Here is a 16,158-nt window from a genome sequence, read left to right on the forward strand (position 1 = left end):
GCGTACGGTAGAAAAGCTAAGTTGTGGAGGAATTCCAGACGCGGTTCGAGTTGTGAGCGACTTATCTCACTCGGGGGGCGAGACTCCCTCGATACTTTCCATCTCGGAGTCAGAAGGGGTACTTAGAATGTAAGTGCGCATGCACCAGATTTTTGCGTCGGGCCAAGACTTGAGGGCCGCGTCTTCATCCATGGCGTATTTTGTTTTATCATCTTGGCGTGGGATTCGTTCAGCTGGAACTTGACTTCGACCTTCGAGTCGGTTTGGCTTATGGGGACGCTCATACGGAAACGCTCAATATCGGTCATAATGATCTCCAATTTTGCTGCGCGCCAGACCTCCGCCAGTCCTCGACGAAAATGCTATTGAGCAAGCAGTCGCCCGCTGATTGATCATTGAGAATATAAACTATGCGCGTTGGGCAGCAAATCAGTCCCGATAGAGGGCGTATGAATTTTGGTGTATATCCGAATATATCCTGCTGACTATAATTTATAATCAGCAGGATATATTCGGATATTTTCCGCCGGTAGCTATGCATCACCACGGCAGCGCTACCCTTGCGTTCATTGCCGACACAAGAGCGGTTGAGATGATGTTGATTCAAGTGGCTGAACCGTTTGCCTTGTGAACCACCATGCTGCAGCGTTTGGTGATACTTTCACCCCAAAGCGCTCCAAACGATTAGACCTAATGAGATTGATCATGAAAGGCAAACGTAAGGCCAAAACAATCAAGTGGCTCATGAAAGATCAATTCGAGAGGGAGGCTAGGCTGATGCTGCGAAAACGATCCCGTGATGCTTCGAACCATTTCCTTGATGCTGCAGCTATTTTTGGAGTCGAGCATGAACCGGTAGGCTTGCTAAGCGGAAATTGCGGTGAGTGATATTCTCAAAGTTCGCCTCCTAATGTTGTAAACCCTACGGATAATTGATTACCGCGGTTTTCTAGGGGTATAGTTTGACTGCTACTGGCCGATTGCCGCCTGGCGCGAGGGGCAGCAACCAACCCATTACAATCGCTCATCAACGCAGAAACCGGCCAAAAGCAGCCCGTCAAAGTATCTAAGAAACTCAGGGCGATTCACCTGGGTGGTAAAGAAAGTTCAGTCGCCTGGGCTCTTCCGGCTTGGCAATCCTTCTCCCCCGCCAGCCTTGGTTTGTTGCCTTGTCCAAACGCGACGTGTCGGTTGTTTCGCCAGTCATAACCCGTTACTTTTATGCCGTTTTGCCTCCGCCCCTGCAGTTGTAAGGCGCTGCGGCTCCGCGTGACTGTACTGAGTATCATTTTTCCCGACGAACTCACCCCTAGTTATCGCGGTTCCTGCAGCAGGGCCGCCTGCGGCGCAGGCCGCCTTCCATCTACAAGGTTATGTAATGGTAATGCACGATGTTTGACGAAAAGGATTTTGCCGTCGCCCAGTTCTGGAAGATGTTGAAGAAACGTATCGCTTCACGCGAGCGAAGCGACGATCGCCAGGTGGATAAGGCTCTGCTGCAGATGCTATTTATCGTAGCACTCGATCGGGGGCTGTTATCGATTTCTGCTAAGAAGCCTATCCACTTAAGGCATCTTTTGCGCGAGCAGAACGATCAGGAATTCAACCGGCAGTGGAGGGGCATCTGTGATGAATTGATCGGCATTCTGGACTTGCCACCGCAGGCTGAATTTTTTGGATCAATCATCGACAGACCCTTCTTCACGGAAGCTTTCGAAGCCATTGACGGTGAGCTACCGCGTTCACCGGACGAGGTGTTGAGACTGTTCGATTATCTGTTTTTCGCCAGCTCTGCCGCTGATCTTGGGGCCAGTTCACGCTACCTGAGCATGGTCGCCAGGTTCTCAAGCATGTTGGCTCGAAGAGCTTTCAGACGAGTCGAGGCATTCGCATTGACAGGTGAGTTCCTGTCATTGAGTCACTCCGGAACGCCTGCTATTCCACCTGGATGGGACCCTGTCATTGTGCGCTTCATCAAGGGATGGGAGTTTGAGTTGCGACTTCGCATGGCTTTTCTTCAAGCCGCTACAAAACAACTCGATGAGAAGGCCTTTGGCGACCTCAAGCTCCTGTCTGGGGATTTTTTCCTGATTGACGCTCCTCGGAAGCTGTCAAATCGTGTTTCAGGCGCTTTTCAGCAGCCGCGATCAGTATCCGCTGCCGACAGTTCTGTGCAGATGCTGGACGCGCTGCTAAGCCACAATCATTTTCTCGAAGGCGTGGTGATGGTTCGCGGTTCAGAACGGATCGCTATCAAACACGAGATTCAAAGAGTGCGAGAGTGGTTGGTGGAGTCGGGGATGCTGGTCGCAGTGATCGATTTTCCCTCGGGCAGCCGCAATACGACTATTTCCCATAGTGCGTGGGTGCTTCGTGCCCATTCGAGCCCTCCGAGTAAGGCGGTGCTGATGGCGGACATGCGAGCACTGTTACCTGCCAATCATCGTGATGGTTGGACTGCTTTGGCCGAGTTTGCGGCTCGTCTGGTCCTTGCGTGGGAAGGGGATTTACATCATGCCGACTGGTCGCTGCCGGATAGGACCAACAGCAGCGACAAACGCCTGCACAATATCTACCTGAGAGAATTCGGTGATGGCTATCGTGACGTGGCTGGTGTGTGCGCGCGCGTGTCAAGGCAACAGCTGTTGGCGAATAATTCTCGTCTACAAGCCCGTGACTACCTGGCTTCTCAGAAGCCCCGCATCTGGGCTTCCGGACTGGATAGTGCCGCTATCGCGCAACTGCTAACAGCAAAGCGAGAGCCCCGTGAGCCAATCTATGTGATTGGGAACAATGGTGAGGGTAAGAGCCTGCTACTGCGTGAAATTGCAGAACAGTGTGTAGACCAAGGGCGCGTCACGATTGGGGTAGCTTTTGGCTTCAGTGATCGGTTTGCCCATCGCGTCCAGAAGAATAAAGAGGACGTTTTTTTCCGTTATGAGGGTACTCGCAACGCCAATTCGACAGCGTCAGGCAAGAAGGTCGCCTTGGACATGGGTAAGAAGATGTTTGACATTCATTGCGATCCCCATCGACTGGCGGCGTTCAGTATGGGATTGGAACTGTTGGATTTCAGGGCGCGGCGGTATTTGGTGCCTTTTACATCTGAATGGAGCGGCCAGGATACCGATTTGCTGGTCAGCTCGACAGTTCTGCTGAGTGATCTTGCCAAGGATAATATAGATTTAGTTGAGCCGAGCGCGTTGGCGAGTATGCAGCCTGCGCTGGGGCGCATGAGCGCGCGCAGTGAGGTCACGCCGTTCTCCGAGCTGAGTTCGGGAGAACAGCAAATGCTGGCTTTACTGGTGAAACTGGTAGTTTCGGCGACGCCAAGCGCGCTCATATTGATTGATGAGCCCGAGATTAGCCTGCATGTGAGTTGGCAGCGCTTGCTGCCCGTCATGCTGAGTAGGATGTGTGAGCACTTCGAGTGCGACATGGTGGTAGCGACACACTCTCCTCTACTGGTAACGAGTGCATTGACCGCAAGTAATCGTTGCTTTGTTGCCCGAGATCAGCAGTTGATCCCTCTGCGAGTCCATGATCGCGGCTCTGTTGAGCGGGTGCTGTTCACTGGCTTTGGCACCCATACTGAAAATAACAGACAAGTACACGAACGTTGTGCCGCGATTGTCTCGGAGGCCATTAAAGCCGTGAACGCGGAGTATCAAAATCTACAGGTCGTCACCCGGTTAGAGGAGGAGCTGGTTGCGATGCGCCGCACCGTCCACTCGGCAACTGGACAATTGCGCAGTTCATCCCTTGATAGCGAACTGCTGCTGATCGAAAAAACTATCGAGGCGTTGGTTCAGTTGCAAACCTGGGCTCAGGAGACTGGGGAGGGTGGGCGGTGAGTCTGTTACCCGCAGGTCGTGACCGGCTAGCAGAAGAAGCAGCGTATCTGGCGAAGAGCCATCGGAGGGTGAAGCGTCGCCCCCATGCGGCGGATATCATGAAGGGCGAGAGTTTCTTTGATGCTGAACGTAGGGAAAGCCGTGATGTATGGGGCGAATTCTACAAGACGGAGTGGCAGACACCCGAAGGTCTAATAACGGGAGCGGAGCTGATGTCTGCTCTACGCGATCATTTGGCTGAGTTGCAAGAAGAGCAGTGTTGTTATTGTCGGCAGCCGCTTCTTAAAGGCGGCTTCGCACGCCCGATTGAACACGTCCTTTCCCGGTCCGAGCATCCAAGATTCACCTTGCACTTCTGGAATCTCGCGGTCAGTTGCGAACGCTGCAACCGGCTCAAGGGAAAGACACAATCGGAGACTTTTGCGCGCTCTCTCTCCAGTTATCCCGGCCACGTGGATTTCATATCTCAGTATCATCCAAGGTTGCATGCGTTTGATGCGCACATCAAATATGCGGCCATTATCCAGAATGGGGTCAATATTCCGTTGTATGCCGGGCGGACCGTCCATGGTCGAAACCTTTGTTCGCAATTCCTTCACGCGGCCGCGCTCGAGATGACCCTTTTATCGCCCAAGTCGAAGCTTTATGGGGACGTGACCACCATTCAGAACTTTATCGTCAGTCATGACGAGGCTGCCATTGACAGGGTTCAGGCGGTTCAGATTGCATTGATCGAGGCCATGGTCAACGCCGCCACTGGTTGAGTATGACGCGAGCAAAGTGGCGAGACTGACCCGACCACAGGTCGGTACTTGCAGCGGAGATGATCGAACGGTGTGCGTCGCATTACCTCAACTCACTCATTGATCCTTTTCCAGGGTTTGTACCCTTCCCACTCGATCTACAGCTGAACGACCGCACTTGGCCGATTCTGTTGAAAAAGTAGCTCCCCTGTTTGACCTGCGGCAAAATTGCTTCATTGGCCGGCGGGGGATCACAGAGCATGATGGGTGTTGGCGCCGATGCCGAGTTGAACCAGTTGCCGAGATTTCACTGACCCAGTCTGACTCCTCGTGAATTATTGTCTGTGCTCGATTGTTGCAGTTTTAGAGATGGGACAGTCTTGCGTCGGCAATTGGGTCAATCCGGGGTCAGCATCAACACTTACGTCTAGTCTATGCAGTTACGCACCTTGCTGGGCACCAGTGCGCACTGGCGCGTAAGGACCTCAGTCGCTTTGACATCAGCATCAATTCATTCTAAGCGCCGGTGCTGACATCAGTATTGATGTGAATCACAGCCGCGGATGTAACAATCCCAGCTGTACCAACGGAGACTTAAGCGAACTTGGGACTTTTCGTCGACTTGCGCCTCAGGTAGAGGGGAGCGTACATCTGGTGACTGGCTGATCTGGGAACCGGCACTGAAATCCGAGGCAGGTGATTTTCCAAGCGCTTTTTCGAGAACCACACCTGCGATGTCTTTTTTTTGCGAAGGTCCAGCTCTCCCATTTTGTAAACACCGTGAGAGGTGCGATATACAACGGCACTTTCTTGAGTTGCTATGCCTTGGAAGCAAATAATTTGGTCCAGATCTTCCAAACTCCATCTGTCGGAGCGGGTCAGGGCTGGTGGGCATAGCATCTGCACATGACTGATCACAACGTCAGGAGCAGCATTCAGATAGTACTGAAGTTCATACGCACAGCTGACCATCGCGGCGCGATCACTCATCCCTGTCTGGGCTGAGGTAATGGTGATAAGAAAGCCCACCCCCTCTAGCTCACAGTGTGTCCTGGTGAAAACTTTACGTTCTGCAGGGTCAAGTATATATATCAATTGCCAACCCATTCCCGATTCAGTCCGTGCCGCTCGTACACCCACAGTGAAAAAACATTCGGTATCGCAGTACGCATCTCGACTGCGTTGTGAGTGTTTGAGGATTTGTAGAACGTTCCTGGAAGGATGAGGATTCCAAGCTTTCGCGCTATATATGCATGGTATACCCCCACGATGTGATGCGTCAAAGCGTGGCTTTATTCTCTCTTTTGTGAGTACACGGAAGAGAGATGAATTATTTGGAGGCTTTAGGGCAGGTCATAAGGGAAGTCCGGGTTGCTGCTGGACTCAGTCGAGAGGGCTGTGCACAAGCCCTAAATCGAGATCATCTTGCCAAGGTCGAACAAGGGCGTCAGGCCATTTCCGTTCTCAAATTCTATTCTTTATGCGAGTGCCTGGGCATCTCCCAAAGCCTTTTGCTTATGGCTGTGGAGGCGCGCATGGTTGGGGTCGAATTGGAAGCCTATCGGCATCAGCAAGAATGTGATTTAAACCGACTGCTCGGAGCTGGCCTGCTGAGTAGTGTTATCAATCATGGCGCGAGCCGCGGGGTACGTGGAAAGCGGGCAGAAGATAATCGTTTGGCCATCCAGACTTTGCAAACCGAAGGATTAGCAAAAATGGAGATCGTGCGTAGACTGGGTGTCAGTCGCGCCACAGTCGACCGTTATTGGCTTAAGCGATGAGCTACCAAACACTCCCGAGGGGGTTGTAATCTTAGAAATATTCCAAACAGTCCGATTACGCTGGAGCTTAGTTTGCATAAGCTCCAAGCGCTTACTAAACGGTCAATCACGCCCGCTCGAAGGCCCAGACCTATTTCATCCTTCAGTCCCAGCGGCTTCAGTAAGCTCGCTCAAAGCGCTCACATTGTTTTTGAAAGCTGCTGCGAACACTGAGCGATTTTTAGCCATGTAGATGCTCACATCTTCTGCGTGTTTCTCAGATATCCCCGGTACATGCTTCATCAGTGTGTCCGTGAGCAGCTCCGCCAGCTCAAGCATTTGATCATGCGCATCAGCGAGTTTGCGGTCCACAAAAGTAGTCTCCAGGTCTCGGGTACTGCGATAAAGAGTCTCAACTGCCATTTTTGGCCTCGTCGTCTGTCTGTTTGTCCAGTGTGTATGAGGAAGCATTTGTTCAAAGCAAATGCTGGCCGATGAATCTTGCGAACTGTTTCACTAAAGTCCTACGAGCTAACTAGGCAGGGTGGCAAAAGCGAAAACTAGGCAGGGTAATTGGTTTCGAAGGAAAATCTCTCTCCATTTGGATGCGTAGGCTACTGATATCACCGCAGTTTTAGAGGCACCCATCCCCGACCAATGGCTATCTAGGCAGTCCACTAGTCCGCAAAACCATGAACAAACGCTCCAGATCTCGGCTGCTGCGGTATACCACTTCGACGGCCATTCACCACCTCACATGCCTTCACGATAGTTGTCTATTGCGACTACTGTATTTATATACAGCTAAAAGGATAAGCCAATCCAGGGGGTTTGGGTAGCAGCTTTTTAATGTAGTTGGGAAATGGGGGTTTGCTACAACGGAAATTTCTGACAACTTGCCGGGGTTGCGCTGGATTTGTCCGGTGGCTTACCTTCCTCGGGCGCTGCGTATGCAGCGAGTGGGCTTGGCGGCCCAGCAAGGAAAGCGCAACAACCCTCAATGAGCTTGCAGGCGTTTTTTGCATTTGCATTCTTATGTCATGGCGGGTTGCGCATGGACCCTTCGGGGTGCCGGGTTTCTTCCTTACCGGTCCGCCAACCTTGTGCAATCCGTCACCCAACCTGCTTGGCGGCAGGCGGTGATGGTTTCTCTGCTAAGGAACTACACCATGAAAAAGCATTCCCCCAATCCCCCAGACAACTCACGCAATGACGCTCGGCTGCAAGCGGCTGCCAATCGGGCCATCGATCACTACTTGCGGTCTGAATCGCCTCAACCTGCTCCGGAGCCCCCCGCGACGCTTTTCAGCGTAACGCCTCGGGCTGACACGCAAACCCTGCTGGTCAACGCTAGCGAAACCTTGAATAGCGCCCGTGAAATGGCAAGCACACTGGCTTTTGATCTTGATGGCTCACAGCGCAGCTTGCTGCTGGCGATTCACCAGTTGGTGGAGATGGGTGGTTTACTGGTTGACCGCGCGATAGAGCAGGTGGCATAGGGCGATCCCAATACACAGGAGCTGGCAAGCCAGCTCCTACAAAATCGGCATAGGCTTTGAATTATTATGGAGACCTCTTTTCCCTTAGATATCCCCGCAGAGACCCAAGAGCCCGCCGCCAGTTATGACCTCTGGTTTCGTTCCCAGGTGAACGCTGTCCTTGATGATCCAAGCCGTGGCGTCCCTCATGATCAGGTCATGGCAGAAATGCGGGCGCTGATTGACGCCAAGGTCGCAAGACATTCAATTGATTGAAGTGCTTCATATCAACCCGCCATCATCTCACTCTGCAATCCCTGGCCTTTTTTCTGCATGCCTAACTATCGTCACGCCGAACGGGCATTATCCGATCCGCCGTGAGGCACGACGCAGGTATTGGCCGGGTTGGCTATTTTTTAAACAGTGGTGGTGAGCAATGACAGAAATGAAGTGGGCCGACAAAGTGCGCAAAAGCCTGCACGCGAATGCAGATTCCCTGGGCAATCTGGCGGTGGAGGCGTTTCACTACCTCGCGCTTTTTGGTATCGGTGCAATCACCGCTTATGCGGCAATAATGACCTTTATCGACATGTTGCAAAAAGGCGGCATCAGCGTTGATGACATCCTGCTGCTGTTTATCTATCTGGAGCTGGGCGCCATGGTGGGGATCTATTTCAAGACGAAGGTATACGTTACTAACATTCCCCGAAGTGGTTACTAGACGTTTGCAAGCCCTGAGAATGCTAGAATGTTGTGTGCATGATCCGCTTCTGATACGCCGTGTGGTTGGATTGATTTGCTCAATTTTGAACAGTGGTGGGTACGATGACGCAAGAAGTGAAATGGGCTGAAAGCCTGCGTAAAAAGCTGCATGGTGGTGCTGATTCGATTGGCAATTTATTCGTAGAAACATTTCATTACCTCGCCCTTTTCGCCATTGGATTAATAACCGTTTGGGCAGGAGTGTCTACATTTATAGGTATGCTCCAACAGCCGAAAATTACAGTTGATGATATTTTGCTGCTTTTTATCTATCTAGAATTGTTGGCTATGGCGGGAATTTATTTTAAAACTAATCACATGCCCCTAAGATTTTTATTGTATATCGGCGTAACCGCATTGATTCGATTGTTGATAAGTGATGTTTCTCATCACAATGCGCCGGATACCGGGATTCTTTACGTGTGTGGTGGGGTGTTGCTGCTGGCGATTTCAATTCTTGTTGTGAGATACTCATCTTCGAAGTATCCCTCTGTAAAAGAAAAGTCTGATTAGAATAGCTTTAATGGATTGGCTGCTTTAGATTGGCCTTTTTCTTTTTCAGGTCTACATTATGCGGCGTATCTGTCAAGGTAACGCGGCTGGGGCAGCGGGACTGATGCATATAAGGGATATCATTCAACAGCACATTGCCCAATGTGACAAAAAAGCCGGTAAAGGGATCACATCGGAGCTGGCTGCTTCCAGTAAAGCAATACCACTACGGGAGTCGTCTTTCCGGATGTTGGAACTGGTTTGCTGTTGTGAAAATAATATTTGGGTGGAGGTAGATACTGCAAACCAAAAAATATTTTTTATAGATGAGCAAATTTTTCAAATCACGCTTGGATTCTTTAGCTAAAAAAAGACACCGTCGAAGATCTTTGTCAAAAGGGTGAATTTCAAGCGTTACAAAAACCGTTGTGGTACAAGAAGTCAGAAAAGCGCTTGAGTTCACAATTGATAAATAGATGCGCTGAGTTGAACGTATGAGCACCAAGATTGATAAAGGTGCTCATACGATGTCTGGTTTTTTAGTTTAATTTTTTTGCCGTTTTGCACTCTTTAATACACGCTTGCTTTCTTCTTGAAAACTTGCCGACGCCTTTGTAGTAAACATTTCTTCATCAGGCATGCCAAGCGAGTAGATTTCCTTTTCTCTCTGCTCTTCAGTAGTTATGTATTTCAAGAATTCGCCAACCCGCTCTAGTCTAACTTTAACTCTGTCTAGACGTTCACCTTTAATGAAGTAGCTGTATTCCTTTTTCGCTGCCTCGGTTAGGTAGTTGCTAGCTGTTTCGTCAAATATACCGCAGTCTGTGCAAACTAGATCCAGATAAGTGAAGTAGTAGCCAAGGTTGTTCAGCATATAAAGGCCATAGCTGGTGATTTTTATACTGTCGACAGACTCCGAGTATGAGTCGAGCCTGTTATTTGATTCTACAAATCCACTTCTAAGCAGCGTATCTAAGTTTCTTTCAAAATCATCTACCATTCCAAATGTTTCTGCGAAGTAGGCCCTGAGCTCAGCGACTGCAGTATATTGAGGTGCGCTAGGATCAGTGCCTTTTGATATTTTGCGAAGTATACGAAGTCCCGTAAAGTGTGAGCCATGCCGTGATGAACGTATTTGATAAATGTTTGGGATGTCGCTGACGGATTCATCGTAAAAATATCTGTTAGGGATCATCACCGGTTTAATGACTTGATGAATCTTGAAATTCCAACTTCCGTTGGAAATCATTTCTTCAACATTGGTGTACCCTGAAAGAAGGAAACTTCTGAATAGATCAAGAGATAGCCGAATATCGCCATGGGCGCAGGCGGTGAGGAATTGATTCAGTGGTGATTGATAATTGGAGAATTCACGGCTAAGTATTTTTAGATACTTTGAGCTGTCTACAGTAAAGGTTGAGTCGTAGTCATCAATGTTTTCATTGCTGATCTTTCGCTCATCTGTGAGAATTGAAACGGTGTAGTCCAGTCTTTTCTTAAAAACTTCAGCTGGCTTGGGGGAGCTTATATGGAAGCCGGAGTTCTGGAAAGCATCTAAAACTCCATGTATTTTTGAGTCGTAGAAGCGCTCCTCCCGCATAGATATCAAAGTGATACTTTTGAGTCGGTCGGATATTTCTTGAGCTGATGAGAAACAAAAATCCTGGATGTGGGAGGAATACTGGTCAGTATTGTCGATGACCACAATTACGCCTTTTTCTTGCATGGCAAGTCTTTCTACTAGGCGCTCAGCACAATATGGTAGGTCCGTTTTCCACTCTTCAACAAGTAAGTTTAACTTGATGTTGTAGCTTTCTGACGAGTCAGACAATCCAGCTAAATTTTGTCTTTTAGCAATGGTGAACTTATCACTGAATAGCTGTGTTAATATCGTGGCCCTTTCAGAGTGAAGGAGATTATCTTTGTCTAGTTGAGCGACCAGACCTGACCATATCGACTGCCGAATTATCTCAATATCTTCAGGTGTTTTTAACAAGTCGATTATTACTATGGCTGAATGTTCCCTGAGCCAGCGCGGAGCATTATGATGTAACAGCCTTTTAATAAATGTAGATTTTCCTGCTCCTTTCCCGCCAAATAAAACCAAAACCTCCCCTTTTCTCTTATCTTTTATATTCTTAGTGAGACGCCCACCCAGGCGCCCTCCTTTTCCTGTGTCATCTAATTGCTGCACTCCGTAAGAGCTAAAATATGGAGATAATGAATCTTGTATTAAGGATCTCATTCCGTCCGAGGTTCCCTGATATTCTCGCTGAGACACATAACATCTTTCCATGAATTCTGTATCGTCGTCTTTTATGACTCCGAAATACCTGTTGACAATTGGACGAAGTTTGGATGCGAGCCGGTTGGCGGTAATGGTGTGAGAATATGAGAGTATATTTTCTTTTGGAAAAAAAATTGTTCGGTCTTTTGGCGGTGCGCTACTTAGCAATATTGGAAGCGATGAACGATCAGTAATGGCCGTAAATGAAAAATTGTTTATTGATTTCGTATACTCAGATTTGAAAAAATCTAATGATCTTATGACAAAGGCTTGGAGAGTCTCCCAGCGTTTACCCTTCTCAAATGTTTTAAAAAAAATCCATTCTGACCCGTTGGTAATACAGGCGTACTCGCATCCCGTGTCAAAACAGTATGTTCGGACTTGGTCCATTGCTGTCTTAATTTTTTCATCTGAAATGAGTTTCTTTATTGTTATGTATGATGATTTTTCACTTTGTGAGTTTGCTATAGGTAAATCAAAAAAGATGCCTGATCGTTTGGCTTCAACAAATAGTAGGTCATCGCCATTACTTTTCTTTAATACATAGTCTGCAAAGCCAGGAGCTATATATTCTTCAACCGACACTCGGTTCTTAGGCCAGCTAAGAAAATCATGAAGTATAAAGTCAATGATTTTATGCCGAGTCTCGGCTTCGTTAATGTCTCGTTGTCGTGCCAAAGTAATGATACTTTCAAGCATGTCCATTTTGTCGTGCAGGTGAGGAATTTGCTGATTATTCGACACGTCATTTCCCTATATGTTGCAAGTCAGTAGACTACTAAAACAGAGTTGCAGGTGGCACAGAGCTATCACTGTAACTGCTGGCTGCGCATCTGCCAATGCAAAGGTAGGCACCTACAGCCCGTCTGTCTGATCGAATATAAGGCTGAGGATACGAATTGAGCTGGGCCTCATGACTCAGTTCCCGTTTAAGCCGCGATCGCTAGTCAAGAGGCGGCATTCAGGCAAATTTCTTTGGGCTCCATTTATTTTTTACAGCGTTCAAACCAGCAATTTCTAAAATCGATCACGAATTCGGGGGGAGGGGGCAACCTGTCCATTTTCGAGTTAGTGACCCGTCGGGCCTTTCGTGGTTTCGAGTATCAACACGAGCTAAAAAATTGACTTTTTTTGATAAACCTTTGGCTCAATCGTCAAGACCAACCACATGCCCATCCGCTTCCTGCTCTATGTGGCGATCACCGCACTGACCCGCCTGCTGATCGGCGACGTGTCCCACCACAATGCCCCGGACCTGGGGATTATTTACCTGTGTGGCGGGATTCTGTTGTTGGCGTTCGCCATCCTAGTGGTGCGTTTTGCCTCGTCGCGTTACCCATCAGTCAAGGAAAAGTCCGACTCCTGAGTCAGAGCCCGGCTGTGATCGGCGGCCGGGTGCTCGGCGGGCGCTGCAACAGCTTGTGACTGTCGCCGTCGGTCATCACTGCCAAAATCTCCATGGCGCTGTGCCCCTGTTCAATGGCAATGCCAAATTGCACGCTTTGCACCAGGCGTTTGAGCCGTTGTGGGTCGTTGCGCTGTTCGGCGCTGATCATGCGTTTGGCAACTACGCCGCTGTCGTCGGACAGGGTCAGCATGATGCTGCCGTCCAGGCGCTGGATGCTCAGGTTGACCCGGTATTGGGGGGTGAACGTGTCGGTGATCAGCTGAAAAGGATTGTCCATGGTGCGTTACCGCCTGATAAGAACATGCACTGATTGACGACCGGTATGGCGATTGGTTCGTGTTGCCTGACCACCGGTCGCAAGCTCCGTTTTCCTTCATGGGGTGTACAGCAAGGGCCGTGCCGTACAGCTATCTTTCTGACAACGAGTTGTCCCTGTGGGAGCGGGCTCGCCCGCGATAGCGGTGGATCAGCCAACCATTGCGTGACTGATGCAGCGCTATCGCGGGCAAGCCCACTCCCACAGGTTGATCTGTGCAGTGGGCTGTTTCAGGGCACCAGCGAGAAAATGACCGCAGACAGCGCAATCAGCCCCACCAACACCACAAACACATTCGACACCTGGCCCGAATACTGGCGCAAAGATGGCACGCGCCGGATTGCGTACATCGGCATCAGGAACAGCAAACACGCAATGATCGGCCCGCCGAGGGTTTCGATCATGCCCAGGATGCTTGGGTTGAACGTGGCCACGGCCCAGCAGCTGAGGATCATGAACACCGCGGTGCAGCGTTCCAGCCAGCGCGCCGACAGGGTGCGGTTGCGGCCACGCAGGGATTTGACGATCAGGCCCTGGAAGCCTTCGCTGGCGCCGATGTAGTGGCCGAGGAAGGATTTGGTGATGGCCACCAGCGCGATCAATGGCGCGGCGTAGGCAATAACCGGGGTTTGGAAGTGGTTGGCCAGGTAGGACAGGATCGAAATGTTCTGCGCCTTGGCGGCGGCGAGGTCGGCGGGCGACAGTGCCAGTACGCAACTGAAGCAAAAGAACATCACCGTCAGCACCATCATGCCGTGGGCCATGGCCAGGATGCCGCTGCTCTTGCGTTCGGCTTGGGCGCCGTACACGCGTTTCTGGTCCACGGCGAAGGCCGAGATGATCGGCGAGTGGTTAAACGAAAACACCATCACCGGGATCGCCAGCCATAGGGTCTTGAAGAACACCGGCAGGGGCATGCCCTCGCTGGCCGAGGCGAAGAACGCGCCGTTCCAGTTGGGGATCAGGCTCAGCGCCAGCAGCAGCAAGGCGGCGACGAACGGGTAGACCAGCACGCTCATGGCCTTGACGATCACGCCCTGGCCGCACCGCACAATGGCCATCAGACCGAGGATCAGCACCAGGGACAGGATCGCCCGTGGCGGTGGGGTCATTTGCAGTTGGTGTTCCATGAAGCTGCCGAGGGTGTTGGTCAGCGCGACGCTGTACACCAGCAGGATCGGGAAGATGGCGAAGAAGTACAGCAGGGTGATCAGCTTGCCGGCACCAACGCCGAAATGTTCTTCCACCACGTCAGTGATGTCGCCGGATTTGCCCGACAGCACAAAGCGCGTCAGCCCACGGTGGGCGAAGAAAGTCATGGGGAAGGCCAGCAGCGCCAGCACGATCAGCGGCCAGAAGCCGCCGACCCCGGCGTTGATCGGCAGAAACAGAGTGCCAGCACCGATGGCGGTACCGTAGAGGCCCAGCATCCAGGTGGTGTCGTGTTTGCTCCAGCCGCTCGTTACAGTTTGCGTGACAGCAGCGGGATTTTCGGCAGCAGGTGTACGTACATCGGTCATCGTTATTGCCTCGTTATTATTTTTGCGCGGGCTCACGTATGGGGCGGGTAGGCGTGCTCCTCAGCACTCCACCCAGCTGACCGCCAGGCCGCCCCGTGAAGTTTCTTTGTATTTGTCATGCATATCGGCGCCGGTATCGCGCATGGTGCGGATCACCCGGTCGAGGGAAATGAAGTGCTTGCCATCGCCGCGCAGGGCCATTTGCGTGGCGTTGATGGCTTTGACGGCGGCGATGGCGTTGCGCTCGATACAGGGCACCTGGACTAGGCCGCCCACGGGGTCGCAGGTCAGGCCAAGGTTGTGCTCCAGGCCGATTTCGGCAGCGTTTTCCAGTTGCTCGGGGGTGGCGCCAAGGATATCTGCCAGGCCAGCGGCGGCCATGGCACAGGCCGAGCCGACTTCACCTTGGCAGCCGACTTCGGCACCGGAGATCGAGGCGTTTTTCTTACACAGGATGCCGACGGCGGCTGCGGCCAGGAAGAAGTTGACTACATCGTCGTCGGACGCGTCGGCATTGAACTTCATGTAGTAGTGCAGCACTGCAGGGATGATCCCGGCCGCGCCGTTGGTCGGTGCGGTGACCATGCGCCCACCGGCGGCGTTTTCTTCGTTGACCGCAAGGGCGAACAGGTTGACCCATTCCATGGCCGACAAGGTCGAGGTGATCACATTCGGTTTGCCGATTTCCAGCAGGCTGCGGTGCAGCTTGGCGGCGCGGCGCGGCACATCCAAACCGCCGGGCAAGATGCCTTCATCGCGCAGGCCTTGCTCGACGCACTCGCGCATCACCGACCAGATATGCAGCAGGCCGCTACGGATTTCTTCGTCGCTGCGCCACGCGCGTTCGTTGGCCATCATCAATTCAGAAACACGCAGGCCATGCTTGTTGCACAGGGCCAGCAGTTCGACGGCGCTGGAAAAGTCGTAGGGCAGTTCTACATCGCTGGTGGGAGCAATACCCGACTCGGCTTCCGCTGCCTCGATAATGAAACCACCGCCCACCGAGTAGTAGGTCTGTTCGGTCAACAGGCCGTTTTTGCCGTAGGCATGCAGGGACATGGCGTTGGGGTGGTAGGGCAGGCTTTCCTCCAGCAGCAGGAGATCGTGCTGCCAGTTGAAGGAGATTTCTTGGGTGCCGGCAAGCAACAAGCGGCCAGATTCGCGCAACTGCTGGATGCGCGGCCCGATGGAGGTAGGGTCCACTCGATCAGGCCATTCTCCCATCAACCCCATTACGCAGGCACGGTCGGTGGCATGGCCCACGCCGGTAGCCGACAGTGAACCGTACAGGCGCACTTCCACGCGCTGGGTTTGCTCCAGCAATTGTTGGTCGGTGAGGGCCTGGGCGAAGGTTGCCGCTGCCCGCATGGGGCCGACGGTATGGGAGCTCGACGGGCCAATGCCCACCTTGAATAGATCAAAAACGCTGATAGCCATGCTAAAGCCTTACAAGCAATGGAGTAGGAATCGCTGCCATGTTTTGTAGGACAAGCGGAAGTGGCGCGATACTGAGCCTCTAGATCGGCACTGACCAACGA

General features: G+C 51.5%; 15 protein-coding genes and 2 pseudogenes. 10 read left to right on the forward strand and 7 right to left on the reverse strand.

The features are described from left to right. Positions 1–122: 122 nt before the first annotated feature. Positions 123–308 (reverse strand): hypothetical protein, encoded by a 186-nt coding sequence (locus HBO19_RS21250; RefSeq protein ID WP_046071060.1) that lies wholly within the window; start codon positions 306–308, stop codon positions 123–125. A 397-nt stretch (positions 309–705) separates the two neighbouring features. Here HBO19_RS21250 and HBO19_RS21255 point away from each other — a divergent pair, with 397 nt between their 5' ends. The 3 genes from HBO19_RS21255 (at position 706) to HBO19_RS21265 (ending at position 4,618) form a co-directional block, all read left to right on the forward strand. Then, positions 706–888 (forward strand): hypothetical protein, encoded by a 183-nt coding sequence (locus HBO19_RS21255; RefSeq protein ID WP_046071061.1) that lies wholly within the window; start codon positions 706–708, stop codon positions 886–888. Positions 889–1,391: 503 nt separating this feature from the next. Then, positions 1,392–3,854, forward strand: a complete 2,463-nt coding sequence (locus HBO19_RS21260; RefSeq protein WP_170058254.1) for an AAA family ATPase — start codon at positions 1,392–1,394, stop codon at positions 3,852–3,854. After that, on the forward strand, positions 3,851–4,618 hold the full coding sequence (locus HBO19_RS21265) for a hypothetical protein (protein WP_046071064.1): 768 nt from the start codon (positions 3,851–3,853) through the stop codon (positions 4,616–4,618). The genes HBO19_RS21260 and HBO19_RS21265 overlap by 4 nt, the downstream gene beginning before the upstream one ends. Before the next feature lie 573 nt (positions 4,619–5,191). Here the strand turns inward: HBO19_RS21265 and HBO19_RS28595 are convergent. Further along, positions 5,192–5,626: a hypothetical protein gene (locus HBO19_RS28595; RefSeq protein WP_046072656.1), complete on the reverse strand. Its 435-nt coding sequence runs from the start codon at positions 5,624–5,626 to the stop codon at positions 5,192–5,194. Positions 5,627–5,922: 296 nt separating this feature from the next. Here HBO19_RS28595 and HBO19_RS21270 point away from each other — a divergent pair, with 296 nt between their 5' ends. Further along, a complete protein-coding gene (locus HBO19_RS21270) occupies positions 5,923–6,378 on the forward strand; it encodes a helix-turn-helix transcriptional regulator (RefSeq protein ID WP_046071065.1) in 456 nt (151 codons plus the stop codon). 135 nt (positions 6,379–6,513) lie between these two features. Here the strand turns inward: HBO19_RS21270 and HBO19_RS21275 are convergent, their stop codons facing one another. Beyond that, positions 6,514–6,780, reverse strand: coding sequence for a YebG family protein (locus tag HBO19_RS21275; protein ID WP_046071066.1), 267 nt, complete (start codon positions 6,778–6,780; stop codon positions 6,514–6,516). Positions 6,781–7,526: 746 nt separating this feature from the next. Between HBO19_RS21275 and HBO19_RS21280 the strand changes: the two genes are divergently transcribed. The 5 genes and pseudogenes from HBO19_RS21280 (at position 7,527) to HBO19_RS21295 (ending at position 9,456) form a co-directional block, all read left to right on the forward strand. Next, positions 7,527–7,856: a DUF6124 family protein gene (locus HBO19_RS21280; protein ID WP_170058255.1), complete on the forward strand. Its 330-nt coding sequence runs from the start codon at positions 7,527–7,529 to the stop codon at positions 7,854–7,856. Positions 7,857–7,922: 66 nt separating this feature from the next. After that, positions 7,923–8,111, forward strand: a complete 189-nt coding sequence (locus tag HBO19_RS28600) for an antitoxin (RefSeq protein WP_262386305.1) — start codon at positions 7,923–7,925, stop codon at positions 8,109–8,111. A 160-nt stretch (positions 8,112–8,271) separates the two neighbouring features. After that, positions 8,272–8,517: pseudogene (locus tag HBO19_RS21285) on the forward strand (phosphate-starvation-inducible protein PsiE); the annotation flags it as partial. A 143-nt stretch (positions 8,518–8,660) separates the two neighbouring features. Further along, the gene (locus HBO19_RS21290; RefSeq protein ID WP_170058257.1) at positions 8,661–9,110 is read left to right on the forward strand and encodes a phosphate-starvation-inducible PsiE family protein; all 450 of its coding nucleotides are present in this window, start codon (positions 8,661–8,663) and stop codon (positions 9,108–9,110) included. 58 nt (positions 9,111–9,168) lie between these two features. Beyond that, positions 9,169–9,456, forward strand: a complete 288-nt coding sequence (locus HBO19_RS21295) for a hypothetical protein (RefSeq protein WP_170058258.1) — start codon at positions 9,169–9,171, stop codon at positions 9,454–9,456. Positions 9,457–9,633: 177 nt separating this feature from the next. On the opposite strand, the gene HBO19_RS21300 is transcribed toward HBO19_RS21295, so the two are convergent. Beyond that, the gene (locus HBO19_RS21300) at positions 9,634–12,120 is read right to left on the reverse strand and encodes a type I restriction enzyme HsdR N-terminal domain-containing protein (RefSeq protein ID WP_170058259.1); all 2,487 of its coding nucleotides are present in this window, start codon (positions 12,118–12,120) and stop codon (positions 9,634–9,636) included. Positions 12,121–12,532: 412 nt separating this feature from the next. Here HBO19_RS21300 and HBO19_RS21305 point away from each other — a divergent pair. Further along, positions 12,533–12,742, forward strand: a pseudogene (locus HBO19_RS21305) (phosphate-starvation-inducible PsiE family protein); the annotation flags it as partial. A 1-nt stretch (position 12,743) separates the two neighbouring features. Here HBO19_RS21305 and HBO19_RS21310 read toward each other — a convergent pair. From HBO19_RS21310 to HBO19_RS21320, 3 genes are all read right to left on the reverse strand, one after another. Continuing rightward, positions 12,744–13,061 carry a DUF3509 domain-containing protein gene (locus HBO19_RS21310; RefSeq protein ID WP_169954914.1) on the reverse strand — a complete coding sequence of 106 codons (318 nt, stop codon included), beginning with the start codon at positions 13,059–13,061 and terminating at the stop codon, positions 12,744–12,746. Between the two features lie 269 nt (positions 13,062–13,330). After that, positions 13,331–14,620 (reverse strand): serine/threonine transporter, encoded by a 1,290-nt coding sequence (locus HBO19_RS21315; RefSeq protein ID WP_170058261.1) that lies wholly within the window; start codon positions 14,618–14,620, stop codon positions 13,331–13,333. A gap of 60 nt (positions 14,621–14,680) precedes the next feature. Continuing rightward, positions 14,681–16,057, reverse strand: coding sequence for an L-serine ammonia-lyase (locus HBO19_RS21320; RefSeq protein ID WP_169954916.1), 1,377 nt, complete (start codon positions 16,055–16,057; stop codon positions 14,681–14,683). Positions 16,058–16,158: the final 101 nt, after the last annotated feature.

Source organism: Pseudomonas sp. WS 5021 (assembly GCF_012985535.1).
Lineage (GTDB): Bacteria > Pseudomonadota > Gammaproteobacteria > Pseudomonadales > Pseudomonadaceae > Aquipseudomonas.

Coding starts and splice junctions, on each gene's coding strand:
- HBO19_RS21270 (WP_046071065.1), top strand. CDS start 5,923: ATGAATTATTTGGAGGCTTTAGGGCAGGTCATAAGGGAAGTCCGGGTT.
- HBO19_RS21295 (WP_170058258.1), top strand. CDS start 9,169: ATGCGGCGTATCTGTCAAGGTAACGCGGCTGGGGCAGCGGGACTGATG.
- HBO19_RS21310 (WP_169954914.1), bottom strand. CDS start 13,061: ATGGACAATCCTTTTCAGCTGATCACCGACACGTTCACCCCCCAATAC.
- HBO19_RS21255 (WP_046071061.1), top strand. CDS start 706: ATGAAAGGCAAACGTAAGGCCAAAACAATCAAGTGGCTCATGAAAGAT.
- HBO19_RS28600 (WP_262386305.1), top strand. CDS start 7,923: ATGGAGACCTCTTTTCCCTTAGATATCCCCGCAGAGACCCAAGAGCCC.
- HBO19_RS21290 (WP_170058257.1), top strand. CDS start 8,661: ATGACGCAAGAAGTGAAATGGGCTGAAAGCCTGCGTAAAAAGCTGCAT.
- HBO19_RS21280 (WP_170058255.1), top strand. CDS start 7,527: ATGAAAAAGCATTCCCCCAATCCCCCAGACAACTCACGCAATGACGCT.
- HBO19_RS21275 (WP_046071066.1), bottom strand. CDS start 6,780: ATGGCAGTTGAGACTCTTTATCGCAGTACCCGAGACCTGGAGACTACT.
- HBO19_RS21320 (WP_169954916.1), bottom strand. CDS start 16,057: ATGGCTATCAGCGTTTTTGATCTATTCAAGGTGGGCATTGGCCCGTCG.
- HBO19_RS21260 (WP_170058254.1), top strand. CDS start 1,392: ATGTTTGACGAAAAGGATTTTGCCGTCGCCCAGTTCTGGAAGATGTTG.
- HBO19_RS21250 (WP_046071060.1), bottom strand. CDS start 308: ATGACCGATATTGAGCGTTTCCGTATGAGCGTCCCCATAAGCCAAACC.
- HBO19_RS21315 (WP_170058261.1), bottom strand. CDS start 14,620: ATGACCGATGTACGTACACCTGCTGCCGAAAATCCCGCTGCTGTCACG.